Consider the following 17,174-nt stretch of genomic DNA (forward strand, 5'->3'; position numbering starts at 1 on the left):
GAAGTTGCGCATAAGCAGACTGATAGTAGTTAACGGTGTAGCTGCCACTAATTTACTAATTATCTGCGATTTGTGCAACTTTTTCATTTGTGATTATTTATAAATCTAATTCAACCAACGAGTTAAATTAGTAAATCCCAATCAACTGATAAAAATTTCGGGTATCACAGACTGAGTGTCGGGAATAGAATATTTTTCTAACAGATGAAAGCAGTGTCGTTGAGAACGGAGCTTTGCTTCCCGACTTTGAACATAGTGATTTTCTAAATTTTCGTCTATATAACAAGCCTTGACATTATCTTGCAGTTGAAGGGATATAATTGATAATATTTCATTTTTTATGCTTTGGTCGAATATGGGAACAGCAGTCTCAATGCGTCTGTTCAAGTTCCGTCGCATCCAATCTGCCGAAGAAAGGTACATATCCTCATGTCCACCAGCGTAAAAATACCAAATACGCGCATGTTCCAAATAAGAATCTATTATGCGAATCATACGGATATTGCGACTGTAAGGTTGGTTAGGAACTAAGCAATTAATACCTCTTACGATCAAATCTATATGTACACCCGCTTCGCTGGCATCATAAAGAGCATTTATCATATTCGTATCATGCAGCCCATTCATTTTTAATATAATATGGGCTTTCCGACCTTGACGAGCCTCTTCGATCTCAAAATTTATCTTCTGTTTCAACACATCGACCATGTTGAATTGAGCGACCAATAAAGTTTGGAAATATCGGTCGTTTGACGAGCCGTCTAAAATGGAAAATAATTTATCTAATTCGCTGGTAATTTCCCTATTTATAGTGAACAGACCCATATCCGAATAAATTCGAGCCGTATTTTCATTAAAATTCCCTGTACTTAAAAAAGCATAAGCTTGTGGCTGATTTTTGTGAAGTGTAGAACATTTGATTAATAATGCTTTTGCATGCACTTTTAATCCGGGAGTACTATACACCACGCGAATCCCAGATTTTCGCATCAGTTCGGAAGTTATGATATTGTTTTCCTCGTCGAACCGTGCCTTTATCTCTACATATACAGTTACTTGTTTTCCCTTCTGTGCTGCATAAAGTAAACGATCTATGATTTCGGAATTTTCAGCGACACGGTATTGGGTGAGTTTTATGTCGGTAACGTTAGGATTATCGGCAGCTTCGGTAAGAAAACGGGTTAAATAACTAAACGACTGATATGGAAAATGAATTAGAAAATCCCGTTGCCGAATAACTTCGAACATGGTTGGTGCTCTATCGAATGCCGGTATCTGCATAGGCGAGGGGAGTACTTCGCTTAATTCTTTTCCGGTTAGATTCGGTAACTTCGATAAATCTTCCAAATTAAGGTATCTCCCTGATCGAATACATTGTCCGTGAGGAATATCATAGGCATCGCAAATGTATTGCAGCATATCTAAGGGCATGCAGCCATCGTAAACCAGTCGATTGGCATTCCCTATTTTTCTCTTTTTTACGCGCTTGCGTACCGCATCGACGATGTTCGCTACCTCTTTGGCTTCTATGGAAAAATCTGCATCGCGAGAGACTCTTATCGCATAGTGAGAATCGATAATAAATCCGGGAAATACGACGTCTAAATTTAAGGCGATCATATCGTCGATAAACATCAGATAATTTTTGCCATCGTGAGGTGTGAGATTTATGAAACGAGGTACTTTACTAAATGGTATCTTTATTTGGGCATAAAACGGTTGTCTATCGGGATCTCCTTTCTTGTACATTTTTATGGCCAAATAAAGTCGATTATCTCGTAAAAAAGAGACAATATCATTTTTTAGTATCAAGACCGGTTGTAGAAAGGGGAATACCTCTTCTTTAAAGAAATTACGGATCTCTTCTCGATGACAATTTTCTATTTGTTCGTTATGATACAATACCATTCCTTCTTTTTCAAGTTCAGGTATAATCTCGTTGAAAAAAAACTTATTGAAAATATCTACTTGTCGATTTACTTCTTGATTGATTGCACTCAGTGTATTTTCGGCCTGTCGTTTATCCTCGATGCTTTGCAGTGGATCAGATAGTATTTGGTGATATTCCGATACTCTCACTCTATAAAATTCTTCTTGGTTGGACTGATAGATAGACAAAAATTTTATTCGGTCAAATAACGGAACCGTATGATCCATAGCTTCCATTAATACTCTGTAATTAAAAGAAAGCCAACTTATATCGCGTTTAAAATATTTTCGAACATTTTCCATAGTGGTTTATGTTGATTAAGTAACGGTAAATATACAAATAATGTACGTTTGTACAAATTTTTTTCTAAATTTGCACATAGGCTATTAATGGTACAAACAAACTTCTCTCAATAAAAAAATAATGGAGAATGGATCATAAATCTTTTTTAATACAATTACAATCCCGATTGGGCAAAGATAAAGGAGAAATCGACAGCTATATGTCTGCATTTCTTCAAATTTTGAAGGAACGTTGTTCTCAGATGGACACAGTGGCAATACAAGGATTCGGGTTATTCGAGCCCAAAAAGAAATTGGAACGAGTAGTCGTGAATCCGTCAACCGGTAAGCGTATGCTTGTCCCTCCCAAGATGATTCTGTCATTTAAACCGGGGAGTGCTATTAAAACTAAACTTAAAATGTTGTCTTCCAAATGAACGAAAAAATATCTTTTCCCGATTTGGTTGGATTGCTTTCTTCAAAGATGAATATCACGAAGAAAGAAGCTGAAACTTTTTTGAAAGAATTTTTTACTGTTTCAACAGAAGTCATAACTTCCGGTGAAGAGTTGAGAATAAACGGGTTAGGTTTATTTAAACCTATATGGGTAGAAGCTCGAGGAAGTATCAATATTCAAACCGGAGAACCTGTGGAGATACCGGGGCACTATAAACTGTCTTTTATTCCTGATAAAGTACTGCGTGAAGCTGTTAATGCCCCATTTTCCAGCTTTTCTGTCGAAGTCCTCAATGATCATGTGCCGATTGAGGATATGACGGCCGTTCCAAGTCAAGATATAGATGAAAATAACGACATTTGTAATACCGAAAATGTAGAACTACAAGATTCAAAAGAAATTCGAGAAAAAGAAGAGGAAGATGAACCCATAGAACCGGCTCATGAATATATTCAGGAAGATAAATCAGCCGATGAAGAATCTTCTGAATCTACTGTATCATCACAGGAAATAGAGAAATTTCAAGAGGAAATTATTCAACCCGAATCAGAGACGAAAGTAGAAGAAAAAGAGGAAGATTGTTATGAAGATTATTTGCGGAAATCGGCTTCTCGAAAATCATTCTGGTGGGGTGTACTGTCCGCATTCGGCATTATTATAATATGCTTGGCCGGAGGTATATTTTTTATGGGAAATGATAGCCCTTATGTTGTGAAAATCGGAGAATATACTCTGTCTTTAGGAAAGCAGTCGATCGATTCGCGACCCATGAACAACAATCCCGAATCGGTTGTTCTACCGGAAAATAAAGATACACTTTCAGAAATGGAAAAGGATTCTGTCCTTAAAGACTCGGTAATCTCGGCTTCTCCCCTCGCAGCGCCTGAGGTCAAGCCGGTTATAGAAACTATTCGATCAGGAGTATTTCTGACGACATTGGCTCGAAAATATTTTGGGCATAAGGCATTTTGGGTGTATATTTATGAAGAAAACAAGGACGTGATTAAAAATCCTAATCAAGTTCCGATTGGGACTCGTTTAACCATTCCAAGTGCATCGAAATATGATATTGATGCAAACAATAGGACTTCTGTCGAGAAAGCTAAGGCATTAGCCGCGAAAATACAGAGTCGTTATGAATAAATATCAACAGAGTCGTTAGCTGAATAAGTTAGCGACTTAGTCTTTTTTAAGTGAATAGTTAGCCATTTTTAACGCGATTGGGTATATATAGAACCAGTGTATGGCTAATTTTGCGACAGAGAAAGTCAAAAAACGTATAAATTAAAAATACAAAAAGATAAAACGTATGAGTGAAACAGTAGATATTCGGGAGTTGAACGATCTGATCGCCAGTAAAAGTTCGTTTGTGAATATGATAACACAAGGCATGGATCAAGTTATTGTCGGTCAAAAACATTTGGTGGATTCACTGATGATAGGATTGTTATCCAACGGACATATCTTGCTTGAAGGTGTACCGGGGTTAGCAAAAACTTTGGCTATAAAAACATTGGCTTCTCTCATTGATGCAAAATATAGCCGCATACAATTCACGCCCGATTTACTGCCTGCCGATGTTATGGGTACGATGATATATAGTCAGGCAAAAGAACAATTTCAAATCAAGAAAGGTCCTATTTTCGCCAATTTTGTTTTGGCAGATGAAATTAACCGGGCTCCGGCAAAAGTACAAAGTGCGCTATTAGAGGCCATGCAGGAACGTCAGGTTACCATTGGTGAGCAGACGTTTAAATTAGACGATCCGTTTTTGGTTATGGCTACTCAGAACCCGATAGAGCAAGAAGGTACATATCCGTTACCAGAGGCACAGGTGGACCGTTTTATGCTTAAAGTAATCATCGGATATCCTAAAAAAGAAGAAGAGAAACTCATTATACGTCAGAATATAAGCGGACGAAAAATAGATATTAAACCCGTTCTGCAACCGTCTGAGATTATTGAAGCGAGAGAGATTGTCCAAAAAGTTTATATAGATGAAAAAATAGAACGGTATATTGTTGATATCGTATTTGCAACACGTTTCCCCCAAGATTATGGTTTGGGAGAGCTGAAAGAAATGATATCATTCGGAGCCTCTCCTCGTGCATCTATTAGTCTGGCCTTAGCAGCCCGGGCTTATGCATTTTTAAAACAACGGGGCTATGTTATTCCCGAAGATGTGCGAGCCGTTTGTCACGATGTATTGCGTCATCGTATCGGGTTGAGCTACGAAGCCGAGGCCAACAATATGACCGCAGAAGAAATTATTAGTGAAATACTCAACAAGGTAGAAGTTCCCTAAACGATGTTCGGGATATAATTTATGGAAACCAGTGAGCTGTTGAAAAAAGTTCGTCATATCGAGATAAAGACGAGAGGGCTTTCCCGTAATATATTTGCGGGACAATACCATTCGGCTTTTAAAGGTCGGGGTATGGCGTTCTCCGAGGTCCGAGAATATCAGTATGGCGATGACGTAAGAGATATAGACTGGAACGTGACGGCACGTTACAATAAACCTTACGTGAAAGTATTTGAAGAAGAAAGGGAATTGACAGTCATGCTTTTGGTCGATGTCTCTGCCAGTAGAAATTTTGGAGCGGTAGGAGAGGCCAAACGTGAGATGATGGCCGAAGTCGCTGCAACTATTGCATTCTCGGCTATACAAAACAACGATAAGATAGGTATGATATTTTTTTCCGATAAGATAGAAAAATTCATACCCCCCAAAAAGGGCCGCAAGCATATTTTGTATATCATACGAGAACTTATAGACTTCCAACCCGAGAGTACAGGAACCAATATAAGTTTGGCTCTGGAATATATGACAAACGCGATCAAGAAACGATGCACGACATTTTTGATTTCTGATTTCGTAGACGGGAACGATTATAAAAATGCTTTATCGATAGCTAACCGTCGTCACGATTTGGTGGCAATACAAGTATATGACCGACGTGAAACTCAATTACCCGATGTAGGATTGATTAAACTCCAAGATTCCGAGCGAGGGTGTGAGCAGTGGGTAGATTCGTCTTCGGCAAACGTGCGAAACCGATATGCCGCTTGGTGGAATTCGAGACAAGAAAGAATGCTTTCGACTTTACGTAAAAGTAGAGTCGATTTAGCGACTATCGCAACAAACGATGATTTTGTCGTAGCCCTTATGACTCTCTTCAAGCGAAGAGGGTAGATTAAAAATCTATGTATATATGAAAAGAAGGTATATAATATTACAGTTGTTAGGTCTTTGTTCTGTATTGCCGGTATTTATGGCAACTGTATCTGCCCAGAATAATATAGTCGTGCGAGCCCAAATGGATTCTGCTGCTATTATGATGGGAGATCAAACTACGGTGCGATTAGAGGTTTCTCAGGATAAAGATAAATTTGTGAGGTTACCCATTATTCAAGATACGCTTGTTACAGGCGTAGAAGTGTTGAAGGTGTCCAAACCCGATACGATTGATTTGAAAAACAATCGGATACAAATAAATAATGAAGTTCTTGTCACCTCGTTCGATTCGGGACTTTATTATCTACCTCCGTTCAAATATGTCATAGAAGACGATACTTTCGAGACTCAGGCGTTGAGTCTCAAAGTAGTACCGGTTCCGGTTGATACAACTCATGCAGAGTTCGATATAAAAGGAGTAGATGCACCACCTTTCGTATTGATGGATTACATTCCGTCGTGGGTAATATATTTATTGGTCGCTTTAATCGTCATAGCGGCAGGAATATATGCATATTGGCGTTGGGGCCGGCGGAAAAAAGGCGAAGAAACTATCGATGAAAAAATGTTGGTTCCGCCTTATGACCGGGCAATACAAGCTTTACACGAATTAAAGGACTCTAAACTTTGGCAGCAAGGTCAGGAAAAGGCCTATTATACGACTTTAACGGAGATTCTTAGAGAGTATATCGACGAACGATTTCATATCAATGCAATGGAAATGACTTCTTCTCAAATTATTGAAACATTGCATCGTAACGAAGAGACAAAAGCTGTCAATCGGCAATTACGAGATATTCTTGAAATGGCCGATTTCGTGAAGTTCGCAAAAATGAGACCTCTGCCGGACGACAATGAGCAGGTAATGCGTTATGCCGAGACTTTTGTTGAAGAGACTAAACCGGAAGAAAAGGATCCTGAATCCGAGAATCAGACTTCCGAAAAAACGGAATGAAAAGAGATGTTGAACGAAGGTTGATAACAGCCTTTAAAATAATTTGAAAATGGTATTTGCGAATCCCTTATATTTACTTCTGTTGTTATTGATTATACCGATAATAGCATGGTATGTTCTTAAACAGAAGCATATGCAGGCTGCACTACAAGTCTCTACGACACAGCCATTCGATAAAATGCCGCGTACATACAAAATTTACCTGCGGCATTTCAATTTTGTTTTACGCGTTTTGGCAGTGGTTCTTTTGATTATTGCATTAGCTCGTCCCCAATCTACCGATAGTTGGCAAAATTCCTCTACCGAAGGAGTGGATATAGTGCTTGCCCTTGACATTTCTGGAAGTATGTTAGCCCGCGATTTCAAACCGGATAGAGTAGAGGCGGCAAAAGATGTAGCTGCACAGTTTGTTTCCGGTAGAGAGCACGACAATATAGGCTTGGTGATCTTCGCCGGGGAAAGTTTTACCATGTGTCCGATGACAACAGATCATGCCGTCCTTCTTAATTTAATGAAAGATGTCCATTGCGGTATGGTCGACGATGGAACCGCAATCGGTGATGGTTTGGCAACCGCTATTAACAGAATAAAAGACGGACCAGCCAAATCGAAGACAATCATACTGCTGACCGATGGTACGAACAATGCCGGTGACATTGCGCCGGCGACTGCGGCACAAATAGCAAAGTCGTTTGGAATCCACGTTTATACGATAGGGGTGGGAACAAAAGGATTAGCACCTACACCGGTTCAGACACCGTATGGCATTACATATCAGAATATGCCGGTCGAAATGGACGAAGAGGCCTTGAAGCAAATTGCAGAGACAGCAGATGGAAAATATTTCAGGGCAACGAACAAAAACGTCCTCAAAGGTATTTTTGAGGAAATAGATAAATTGGAAAAAACGAAGCTAACAGTTAAAGAATTCAGTGTAAAAGAGGAAGAATACACTATTTGGGCATTAATGGCTCTCTTATGCTTAGGTTTGGAAATTGTTCTTCGTCATACGTTATTGAAAAATATTCCTTAAACAGAAGTTGATTATGTTTCGATTTGCACAACCTGAATACCTATATTTATTGATCATTGTTCCTATATTGTGGGGACTGTTTATCTATGGGCGTTATCGGTCCCGACGTAATTTGGCCAAGTACGGTAATCCGTCGGTGCTGGCTCCTTTGATGACCGATGTCTCAAAATATAAACCGTGGATTAAATTTATTATTCAACAATTGGCGTTTATTGTCATTGTATTTATGTTGGCGCGGCCCCAGTTCGGTTCTAAACTCGAAACCGTAAAGAAACAAGGAGTCGAAATTATGATAGCGCTAGACGTCTCCAATTCGATGATGGCGAAGGATATAGCGCCTAATCGATTGGAAAAAGCAAAGATGATGTTGTCAAAACTCGTAGATGAATTGGACAACGACAAGATAGGTCTTATTGTTTTTGCAGGAGATGCTTATACTCAGTTACCGATTACATCAGATTTTGTGTCGGCTAAAATGTTTTTGAATACCATTAATCCCAATATGGTTCCGACACAAGGTACAGCTATTGGTCGGGCTATTTCTACTGCGATGAATTCATTTACACCCAATGAAGGGGTAGATAAAGCAATCATTGTCATAACCGATGCAGAAAATCATGAAGACGATGCTGTTCAAATGGCAAAAGCTGCGGCCGAAAAAAATATTAAAGTAGATGTAATCGGTATCGGGTCGTTGGAAGGTGTTCCTATCCCGACCGGGAACAGTGAAAATAACTTTATTAAAGACAGAGACGGTAATGTTGTTATTTCGAAATTGAACGAGTCTCTCGGCCAAGAAATAGCAAAGGCAGGAACTGGTATTTATGTTCGAGCCGATAATACCAATAGTGCATTGAGAGCCTTGACCTCAGAAGTAAAGAAAATGAAAAAAGCCGATATTGAGAGTAAAGTCTATTCGCAATATGATGAACAATTTCAGGGGCTGGCGTGGATAGCATTGTTGTTATTAATAGTAGATGTGTTTATTGTAGACAGAAAGAACAGTTGGTTAAAAAAGATAACCTTCTTTTCATAAATATGTTGAGATATGAAATCTATCAGATATATAATGTATTTTGTGTTGATGAGCATGACAATGAGTTTGCTCGCACAAGAGAATGCACAGGCTGTTGCGCAAGGTGAAAATAAAATAGATGAAAAAGTAGAACGCAATACGATTAGAAAAGGGAACGGATTATTTAACGATAAAAAATATACCGAAGCTGAGATCGAATACCGTAAAGCTCTGGAAGCTAACCCTTCGTCGGAAATTGCAACATACAATTTAGGTGCGGCGCTTTACAAACAGCAGAAATGGAATGATTCTCGCAACGAATATAGAAAAATCGTACAAGCATCGTCCGATTCTTTACGAGCAGCACACGCTTGGCATAATCTTGGAAACATATCGTTCCAAGAAAAAAATTATGCTCAAAGTATAGAAGAATATAAAAATGCTCTCCGACGAAATCCGAAGGACGACGAGACGCGTTACAACCTCAGACTGGCACAATTGCTGTTAAAGAAACAACAACAAGAGCAACAAAATCAAGATAAAAACGACGACAAAGACCAGCAAGATAAGAACAAAGATCAACAAAAAGACCAAAAGCAAGATCAACAAGAGCAAAACAACAATCAAAATAACCAAGATAAAAATAAAGATCAACAAGAACAAAATAAACCACAGCAGCAACAACCACAACAATCTCAAATGTCGAAAGAGAATGCACAACAAATTCTCGATGCGATTCAACAGGACGAACGAGATACACAAGAAAAAGTCCAAAAAGCGCTGATGCAGCAACAAAAACGTAGAAAGACCGATAAAGAATGGTAGAATCATATAACATAGTTATATAAATAGTTATGAGAAGATATTTAATAATGTTTGGGGCTTTGGTCTGTATGGCAACTCTGTGGGCCGATAATGTGCGGTTTGCAGTAGATGGCCCCAGACAAGTGATACAAGGGCAACAATTCCAATTGGAATATACTTTGTATAATGCATCAGGTAAAGATTTGAGGTTACCTGAATTTTCTGGCTGTAAAGTATTATATCAAGGAACGAGCTCAGGCACGAGTGTATCTGTTGTAAACGGTAATGTCGATAGACAAACAACTGAAACACATGTAATTACTTTGAGAGCGGAAAAAGAAGGTAGCTACACTTTTGCACCGGCTACAATCTCGGCCGATGGGCGTACTTTTTCTACCAATACATGGAAGTTAACGATACTTCCTCCCGATAAAACATCGTCCTCGGCAGGCGGTGCTTCGAGACAGTCAATGGGAGAAGATGCTGGAAATACGGAATTATTTATTCGAACCGTACTTTCGAAGACAAAAGTATATGAACAAGAAGCATTGCTGGCAACGATAAAATTATACACTCGGGCATCGGGTGTACAAGCAGAGAATTATAGCTTCCCTTCATTCGAAGGATTTGTGGTACAGGATATAGACTTACCTCAAAACACGTCGTTCGAATTGGAAAATTACAATGGGGTGAACTATAAAATGGCGATTTTGAAACAATGCCTTTTGTTCCCTCAACGTACCGGGAAAATAACTATAAATCCGGGAAAATTCGAATTTCAAGTAGAAACATACCAACTCGTTAATGGACCGTTCGGCCCGATGAGAGTCCCACAAGGGGTAAGTCGATCTGTTAGTTCGAATGCTGCTTCTGTCGAAGTAATGCCTCTACCGGCGGGTAAACCGGTCTCATTTATGGGAGGAGTAGGTAATTTTACATTGAGTAGCTCGATTAGTTCTACACATGTGAAAGCAAATGAAGCAATAACTTTAAAATTGATATTCAAGGGTTCGGGAAATTTGAAATATATGAAAAATCCCGATTTGAAATTACCCAACGATTTCGATACTTACGACCCCAAAGTAGATGTTTCGGTAAAAGCTACGACAGGAGGAGTTAGTGGTACTCGGACGGTAGAATATACTACGATTCCTCGTTTTGCGGGTAAATTCAAAATACCGGCAGTAGAGTTCTCCTATTTCGATACAAAATCCAAACAATATAAAACTTTACATACAGAAGAGTACGAGATTACAGTCGAAAAAGGTGCTTCTGGTGAAGGTGGAAAAACCGTTTCTAATTTTTCCAACAAAGAAGATTTAAAATTACTGAACCGAGACATTCACTACATTAAATTAAACAAGATGAACTTGGTGCAGACTCCTTCGATATATGTAGATAATTGGAAATATTGGTTATGGTATATTTTACCGTCATTAGCTTTTTGTATTTTTGTACTTATAAATCGCAAACAAGCAAAAGCGAATGCCAATGTCGCTCTGATGAAAAACAAAAAGGCCAATAAGGTCGCATTGAAGCGATTGAAAGTTGCAGGGAAATATCTGAAAAATCATGACAAAGAACATTTTTACGACGAAGTACTCAAAGCCATATGGGGATATTTGAGCGATAAACTCAGCCTGCCGCTTTCTGAACTTACTAAGGACAATGTTGCAACTGAGCTGGAAAAATATGGGGCAGGAGAAGATCTAATATCTACGTTTAATGATATCCTGAGTCGATGTGAGTTCGCTCAATATGCACCGGCACAGTCAAATGAAACTATGGAGGAGTTATATTCACAAACTCTCGATGCTATAAGCAGAATGGAAAATACAGTAAAAAAGTAAAATAGGGAAAAATGAAAAAGATATATATTTATTTACTTTTTGTAGTTATAGGAATATCGCCTATATATAGCCAGACAACTTTGACACAAGCCAATGAAGCTTATGGGCAGGAAGATTACATTAAGGCAATAGAATTATATGAGCAGACATTAAGAGAACAAGGCGTATCGTCCGATTTATATTATAATTTAGGCAATGCTTACTATAAACACAATGAGTTTGCGAAAGCAATACTAAATTACGAACGAGCTCTATTACTGAATCCCGGTAATGAAGATGCCCGTTTTAACTTAGAGATGGCCAATACCCACATCGTTGATAAAATCGATCCGGTAGGTAAGTTCTTTCTTTCCGTATGGATAGATTCATTACGCAATTTTTTGTCATCGAATACATGGGCTGTCATAGGAATAGTTTCATTTCTATTGTTTATCGGAGGTTTGTATTTATATCTGTTCTCCAAATCTGTCAAAGCAAAGAAATTCGGTTTTTTTGGAGGAATTATACTTTTCTTGATTGCTGTTCTTGCCAATTGGTTTGCATGGGGATTGAATAGTAAGTTAAAAGCCCGCAGTGAAGCCATCGTATTTGCTGCGACTGTTCCGGTAAAAAGTTCTCCGGCAGAAAGTGGAACAGACCTCTTTATTTTACATGAAGGGACTAAGGTCTCTATATTAAGTAAATTGGGAGACTGGTCCGAGGTCAAGATAAGTGACGGAAATCGCGGGTGGTTACCCTCTTCGTCAATAGAAATTATCTAATTCTATGTCGATACTCCAACAATTAATAGAATGGGATAAAGAATTATTACTATTTTTAAATAGTATGCATACCCCGTTTGGAGATAAATTCATGTGGGTATATACAGGAAAATACACATGGATACCTTTGATATTATCTCTTCTATTTGTCCTATTCAGAAAAAATTGGAAAGAAGCTCTATTGGTCTGTGTAGCTCTCGCAATAACCATTACATGCTGCGACCAGTTCGCCTCTACTTTGTGTAAACCTTACTTCGCCAGATTGAGACCAGCCCGTGATCCTGAATTATCCGAATTTGTGCAAATAGTAAATGGTTATAGAGGCGGACGTTATGGATTCATATCCAGCCATGCTGCGAATAGTTTCGGAGCAGTGGTTCTGTTATCCATGATTTTTCGGAATAAATTTTTTGCATTCACATCGCTCCTTTGGGCTATCGTAAATTGCTATTCACGCATATATTTAGGCGTTCATTATCCGGGTGATATCTTAGCGGGGATAATTTCGGGAACAATTATTGCTGTCATAATTTGTATTGTATTAAATGGATTCCGAAGTTTTTTGTTAAATAAAAAATTCTTGAACAATAGGGAATCGCCATACATAAAAGATCCCGATATACGAATAACGACGGGAGTAATCTATTTAAGTGTACTCTGCATAGCTGTTTATGCCTTGATTGCAACATATTCTTGATGCTTCATAAAATTTTACTCACAAAATTTGGATATAAAGAAAATAGAGCATAAATTTATTGCGTATTCAATTGAGTACAATTAACCAAATAATTAACCATAAAAACATTACCCTTATGACTAAGACAATCACATTTAACGAACTTCGTCGCATCAAAGACAGTTTGCCAGATGGTTCAATGCATAGAATAGCAGATGAGTTGAATGTTACCACACAGACCGTACGTAACTATTTCGGAGGCAGTAATTATTCATTTGGGAAAAATTGCGGCCTTCACATAGAACCGGGGCCCGACGGGGGAATCGTAGTCCTTGATAATACGCAAATATACGATATGGCAATTCGTATTCTTGAAGAAGAAAATAAAAAATAAAAGGGATAAATTGACAATGAAAAAAGACAGGTTGATAACGTTGGCGATTCATACTTATCCAAAGGCTCTTATTTTAAAGGGCGTTTTGGAAAGTCAAGGAATAGCTGTCGTAATTCAGAATGTCAATTTATTAAAACCAGTTATATCTCCGGGGGTGCGAGTGCGAATTCATGAGAAAGATTTGCCTCACGCCCTCGAGATTTTAGAAACCGATCCAGTGTTTGGAAAATCAGAAATTTCTGACAAACCACAGAAAAATAGGATTCTTATACCTATCGATTTCTCTGATTATTCTTTACAGGCATGTCGATTAGGTTTTGATTTTGCGGCTACCCATCAAGCAGAAGTTGTATTACTACATACTTTTTTATCTCCTTTCTCCACAGGGTCACTCTCCTTGACAGAGACAATCTCCTATGAATTAAAAGAGAGTGAAGAACATAAACTATTATTCGCAAAGGCCAATCGGGAGATGGCAAACTTTTGCGAAAAATTGCAGCGATTGATGACAGATGGAGATTTTCCTTCTGCACCATTCATTTATAGGGTGTGTGAAGGTGTCCCTGAAGATACGATAATCTTAATGGCTAAGGAGTTGAATCCATCGCTCATAGTCATGGGTTCAAGGGGAAAAACTCGTAAAGAGATCGATCTAATAGGGAGTGTCACGGCAGAAGTAGTAGATTCCGGTAATTTCCCGGTGTTCGCTGTCCCAGAAGGATTTACTCATACTTGTATGAACGAAATAAAAAACATTGCTTTTTTTACTAATTTCGATCAACAGGATTTAATCTCTCTGGACACGTTCATGCGTTTATTCGAAAACTATTCGTTTGGTATAATGTTTTTACACTTAACGGAAAAAAGCGATGCATGGACAGAAATTAAATTAGCTGGTATTCGAGACTACTGTCAATCTCATTATCCGGGAAGAGAAATAGATTATAAGATTATCGGTGAGGAAAATTTTTTAGATAACGTAGAAAAACTTTTTCATGAATCGGCCATAGATGTTATGGTTGTTCCCAATCGTAAACGAAATATATTTGCACGTCTTTTCAATCCGAGTATCGCTCACAAAATGTTATTTCACACCGACACTCCATTAATAGCCATTCCTTCTTGAATAAATTTTCGACAATGACACCTGTTCTTTCTAAGTGAAAAGAGGAGGAATCTTTGTCAGTAATTATTTCGACGCCACAATTCTCAGGTGACGTTTTGTCAGATTTTAAGCAAATAAATCTTTTGGCATAGATTTGGATATATATATAATGTTCTCACGAAAGCGAGAACATTATATATAAAACGAAACATTAACTAAAATAAAAAACGATGAAGATTAAACCATTAGCAGACAGAGTATTGGTACTTCCAGCTCCCGCAGAAGAAAAAACAATCGGTGGTATTATTATCCCCGATTCGGCAAAGGAAAAACCCCTCAAAGGTAAAGTGATCGCCATTGGTAATGGTACGAAGGACGAAGAAATGGTGGTAAAACCCGACGATACTGTTTTATATGGCAAATATGCAGGTACCGAAATCGAGTTAGATGGTGAGAAATATCTGATCATGAAACAATCCGATATTTTAGCTATTCTTTAATGTGTTTAATGTTTAACTTTATTAGGTAAAGAACTATGGCAAAAGAAATTAAATTCAATATTCAAGCTCGTGAAGAATTGAAAAAAGGAGTCGATGAATTGGCAGATGCCGTTAAAGTCACTCTCGGTCCTAAGGGTCGTAATGTAATTATTGAGAAAAAGTTTGGTGCTCCTCATATTACAAAAGATGGTGTGACAGTTGCCAAAGAAATAGAATTGGAAGACCCATTTCAAAACATGGGTGCTCAATTGGTAAAAGAAGTTGCCTCTAAAACAGGCGATGATGCCGGTGACGGAACAACGACAGCAACAGTATTGGCACAAGCCATCGTAAACGTAGGCCTTAAAAACGTAGCTGCCGGAGCCAACCCCATGGATTTGAAGCGAGGCATCGACAAAGCCGTAGCCAAAGTGGTAGAAGGTATCAAGGCTCAGGCTCAGGAAGTGGGCGACGATTTTGAGAAAATCGAATCGGTTGCTCGTATCTCGGCCAATAACGATAGCGAGATTGGCCAACTCATTGCCGAGGCTATGAAGAAAGTGAAGAAAGAAGGTGTTATCACGGTAGAAGAGGCCAAAGGTACCGATACGACTGTCGATATTGTAGAAGGTATGCAGTTCGACCGAGGATATATTTCTCCTTACTTCGTTACGAATACCGAGAAAATGGAGTGCGAAATGGATACTCCGTATATTTTGATCTACGACAAAAAGATTTCTGCCTTGAAAGATATGCTTCCCGTTCTTGAAGCTACGGCACAAACTGGTCGTCCTTTACTGATTATAGCAGAAGATGTCGATAGTGAGGCTTTGGCGACTTTGGTTGTAAACCGTTTGCGCGGGTCTCTCAAAATCTGTGCTGTAAAAGCTCCCGGATTCGGGGATCGTCGTAAAGAAATGCTCGAAGACATAGCTGTTTTGACAGGTGGTGTAGTTATTTCTGAAGAAAAAGGATTGAAATTGGAATCGACGACAATCGAAATGTTAGGTCGTGCTGAAAAGATTACGGTAAACAAAGAGAATACCACGATTGTCAACGGTATGGGAAGCAAAGATTCCATCGCTGCACGAGTTGCCCAAATCAAAGCCCAAATAGAAACGACAACCTCCGATTATGATCGTGAGAAACTGCAAGAACGTTTAGCCAAATTAGCTGGTGGAGTCGCAGTTCTCTATATTGGAGCCGCTTCCGAAGTCGAAATGAAAGAGAAAAAAGACCGTGTAGACGATGCATTAAGCGCTACAAGAGCAGCTATTGCCGAAGGCATCGTTCCGGGTGGAGGTGTTGCATACATTCGTTGTATCCCCGCATTAGATGGTTTAAAGGGAGCAAATGAAGATGAAACGACAGGTATTGAAATTGTAAAAAGAGCCATAGAAGAACCTCTTCGCCAAATTACCGCTAACGCCGGAGTGGAAGGTGCTGTTGTCGTTCAAAAGGTTAAAGACGGAGAAGGAGACTTTGGATACAACGCCCGTACAGATACCTATGAAAATTTCTTTGCAGCAGGCGTTATTGACCCGGCTAAGGTAACTCGTGTAGCTCTGGAAAATGCAGCCTCTATCGCAGGCATGTTCTTGACAACAGAATGTGTGATTGCCGATAAGAAAGAGGAAAATCCTGCACCCGCTATGCCGGCTCCCGGAATGGGCGGCATGGGTGGAATGATGTAATTCCTCGATTTTCTGACAAATAATAAGAAAGGGAGTATCTTTTCAGATATTCCCTTTCTTATTATTTATAAAGCATATTCGATATTTATTGTATTTTTGTGATGTGAAAGTCATATATATCGTTTTAGGAAGTATCTCTCTGTGTTTAGGAGTTATGGGGATTTTTCTACCTTTATTACCTACAACACCATTTCTTTTGTTATCTAGTATTTTATGGTTCCGTGGTTCCCCGAGACTATATAAGTGGCTATTGAATCATAAACGGTTAGGGCCATACATTCGAAATTTCATGGAAAACAAAGCTATCCCTCTACGAGTAAAGGTTATCTCCGTTTCATTAGTTTGGCTGACTTTGCTGTATTGTTCATTTTTCATGTCTGGAAATATATGGTTAGCATCTCTTTTTATAGTTTTAGCGATAGGTATAACTTGGCATATTCTTTCTTATAAAACATTGAGTAAATAAAAAAGAGGGTATCCTTTACGGACACCCTCTTTTTAT

General features: G+C 38.7%; 17 protein-coding genes. 16 read left to right on the forward strand and 1 reads right to left on the reverse strand.

Annotated elements, in window-relative coordinates:
• Positions 1–141 precede the first annotated feature (141 nt).
• Entirely contained in the window at positions 142–2,232 is a 2,091-nt protein-coding gene (gene ppk1, locus NBH06_RS03195) for a polyphosphate kinase 1 (protein WP_195555153.1), read from the reverse strand.
• Positions 2,233–2,360: 128 nt separating this feature from the next.
• On the opposite strand from ppk1, the gene NBH06_RS03200 reads away from it, so the two are divergent.
• The 16 genes from NBH06_RS03200 (at position 2,361) to NBH06_RS03275 (ending at position 17,138) form a co-directional block, all read left to right on the forward strand.
• Complete coding sequence (locus tag NBH06_RS03200) at positions 2,361–2,648, forward strand: HU family DNA-binding protein (RefSeq protein ID WP_008862087.1); 288 nt, start codon at positions 2,361–2,363, stop codon at positions 2,646–2,648.
• Positions 2,645–3,811: an HU family DNA-binding protein gene (locus NBH06_RS03205; protein ID WP_250792776.1), complete on the forward strand. Its 1,167-nt coding sequence runs from the start codon at positions 2,645–2,647 to the stop codon at positions 3,809–3,811. Before NBH06_RS03200 ends, NBH06_RS03205 begins: the two co-directional genes overlap by 4 nt.
• A gap of 166 nt (positions 3,812–3,977) precedes the next feature.
• A complete protein-coding gene (locus NBH06_RS03210) occupies positions 3,978–4,973 on the forward strand; it encodes an AAA family ATPase (RefSeq protein WP_008862085.1) in 996 nt (331 codons plus the stop codon).
• 21 nt (positions 4,974–4,994) lie between these two features.
• Positions 4,995–5,864, forward strand: a complete 870-nt coding sequence (locus tag NBH06_RS03215; RefSeq protein WP_008862084.1) for a DUF58 domain-containing protein — start codon at positions 4,995–4,997, stop codon at positions 5,862–5,864.
• 19 nt (positions 5,865–5,883) lie between these two features.
• Positions 5,884–6,861, forward strand: a complete 978-nt coding sequence (locus NBH06_RS03220; RefSeq protein WP_195331341.1) for a cell wall anchor protein — start codon at positions 5,884–5,886, stop codon at positions 6,859–6,861.
• A 49-nt stretch (positions 6,862–6,910) separates the two neighbouring features.
• On the forward strand, positions 6,911–7,894 hold the full coding sequence (locus NBH06_RS03225) for a vWA domain-containing protein (RefSeq protein ID WP_195331342.1): 984 nt from the start codon (positions 6,911–6,913) through the stop codon (positions 7,892–7,894).
• 13 nt (positions 7,895–7,907) lie between these two features.
• Positions 7,908–8,930, forward strand: coding sequence for a vWA domain-containing protein (locus NBH06_RS03230; protein WP_008862081.1), 1,023 nt, complete (start codon positions 7,908–7,910; stop codon positions 8,928–8,930).
• A gap of 12 nt (positions 8,931–8,942) precedes the next feature.
• Complete coding sequence (locus NBH06_RS03235) at positions 8,943–9,734, forward strand: tetratricopeptide repeat protein (RefSeq protein WP_008862080.1); 792 nt, start codon at positions 8,943–8,945, stop codon at positions 9,732–9,734.
• Positions 9,735–9,763: 29 nt separating this feature from the next.
• Entirely contained in the window at positions 9,764–11,563 is a 1,800-nt protein-coding gene (locus NBH06_RS03240) for a BatD family protein (RefSeq protein ID WP_008862079.1), read from the forward strand.
• A gap of 11 nt (positions 11,564–11,574) precedes the next feature.
• Entirely contained in the window at positions 11,575–12,324 is a 750-nt protein-coding gene (locus NBH06_RS03245) for a tetratricopeptide repeat protein (protein ID WP_008862078.1), read from the forward strand.
• 64 nt (positions 12,325–12,388) lie between these two features.
• Complete coding sequence (locus tag NBH06_RS03250) at positions 12,389–13,021, forward strand: phosphatase PAP2 family protein (protein WP_229036983.1); 633 nt, start codon at positions 12,389–12,391, stop codon at positions 13,019–13,021.
• A gap of 115 nt (positions 13,022–13,136) precedes the next feature.
• The gene (locus NBH06_RS03255; RefSeq protein ID WP_008862076.1) at positions 13,137–13,394 is read left to right on the forward strand and encodes a hypothetical protein; all 258 of its coding nucleotides are present in this window, start codon (positions 13,137–13,139) and stop codon (positions 13,392–13,394) included.
• 16 nt (positions 13,395–13,410) lie between these two features.
• Positions 13,411–14,520 carry a universal stress protein gene (locus tag NBH06_RS03260; protein WP_046409829.1) on the forward strand — a complete coding sequence of 370 codons (1,110 nt, stop codon included), beginning with the start codon at positions 13,411–13,413 and terminating at the stop codon, positions 14,518–14,520.
• A gap of 209 nt (positions 14,521–14,729) precedes the next feature.
• On the forward strand, positions 14,730–14,999 hold the full coding sequence (locus NBH06_RS03265; protein WP_008862074.1) for a co-chaperone GroES: 270 nt from the start codon (positions 14,730–14,732) through the stop codon (positions 14,997–14,999).
• A gap of 35 nt (positions 15,000–15,034) precedes the next feature.
• Positions 15,035–16,672 carry a chaperonin GroEL gene (gene groL, locus NBH06_RS03270; protein ID WP_008862073.1) on the forward strand — a complete coding sequence of 546 codons (1,638 nt, stop codon included), beginning with the start codon at positions 15,035–15,037 and terminating at the stop codon, positions 16,670–16,672.
• Between the two features lie 103 nt (positions 16,673–16,775).
• Complete coding sequence (locus NBH06_RS03275) at positions 16,776–17,138, forward strand: YbaN family protein (protein WP_118687179.1); 363 nt, start codon at positions 16,776–16,778, stop codon at positions 17,136–17,138.
• Positions 17,139–17,174: the final 36 nt, after the last annotated feature.

This window comes from Barnesiella sp. B2-R-119, from assembly GCF_023656675.1.
GTDB lineage: Bacteria > Bacteroidota > Bacteroidia > Bacteroidales > Barnesiellaceae > Barnesiella > Barnesiella intestinihominis.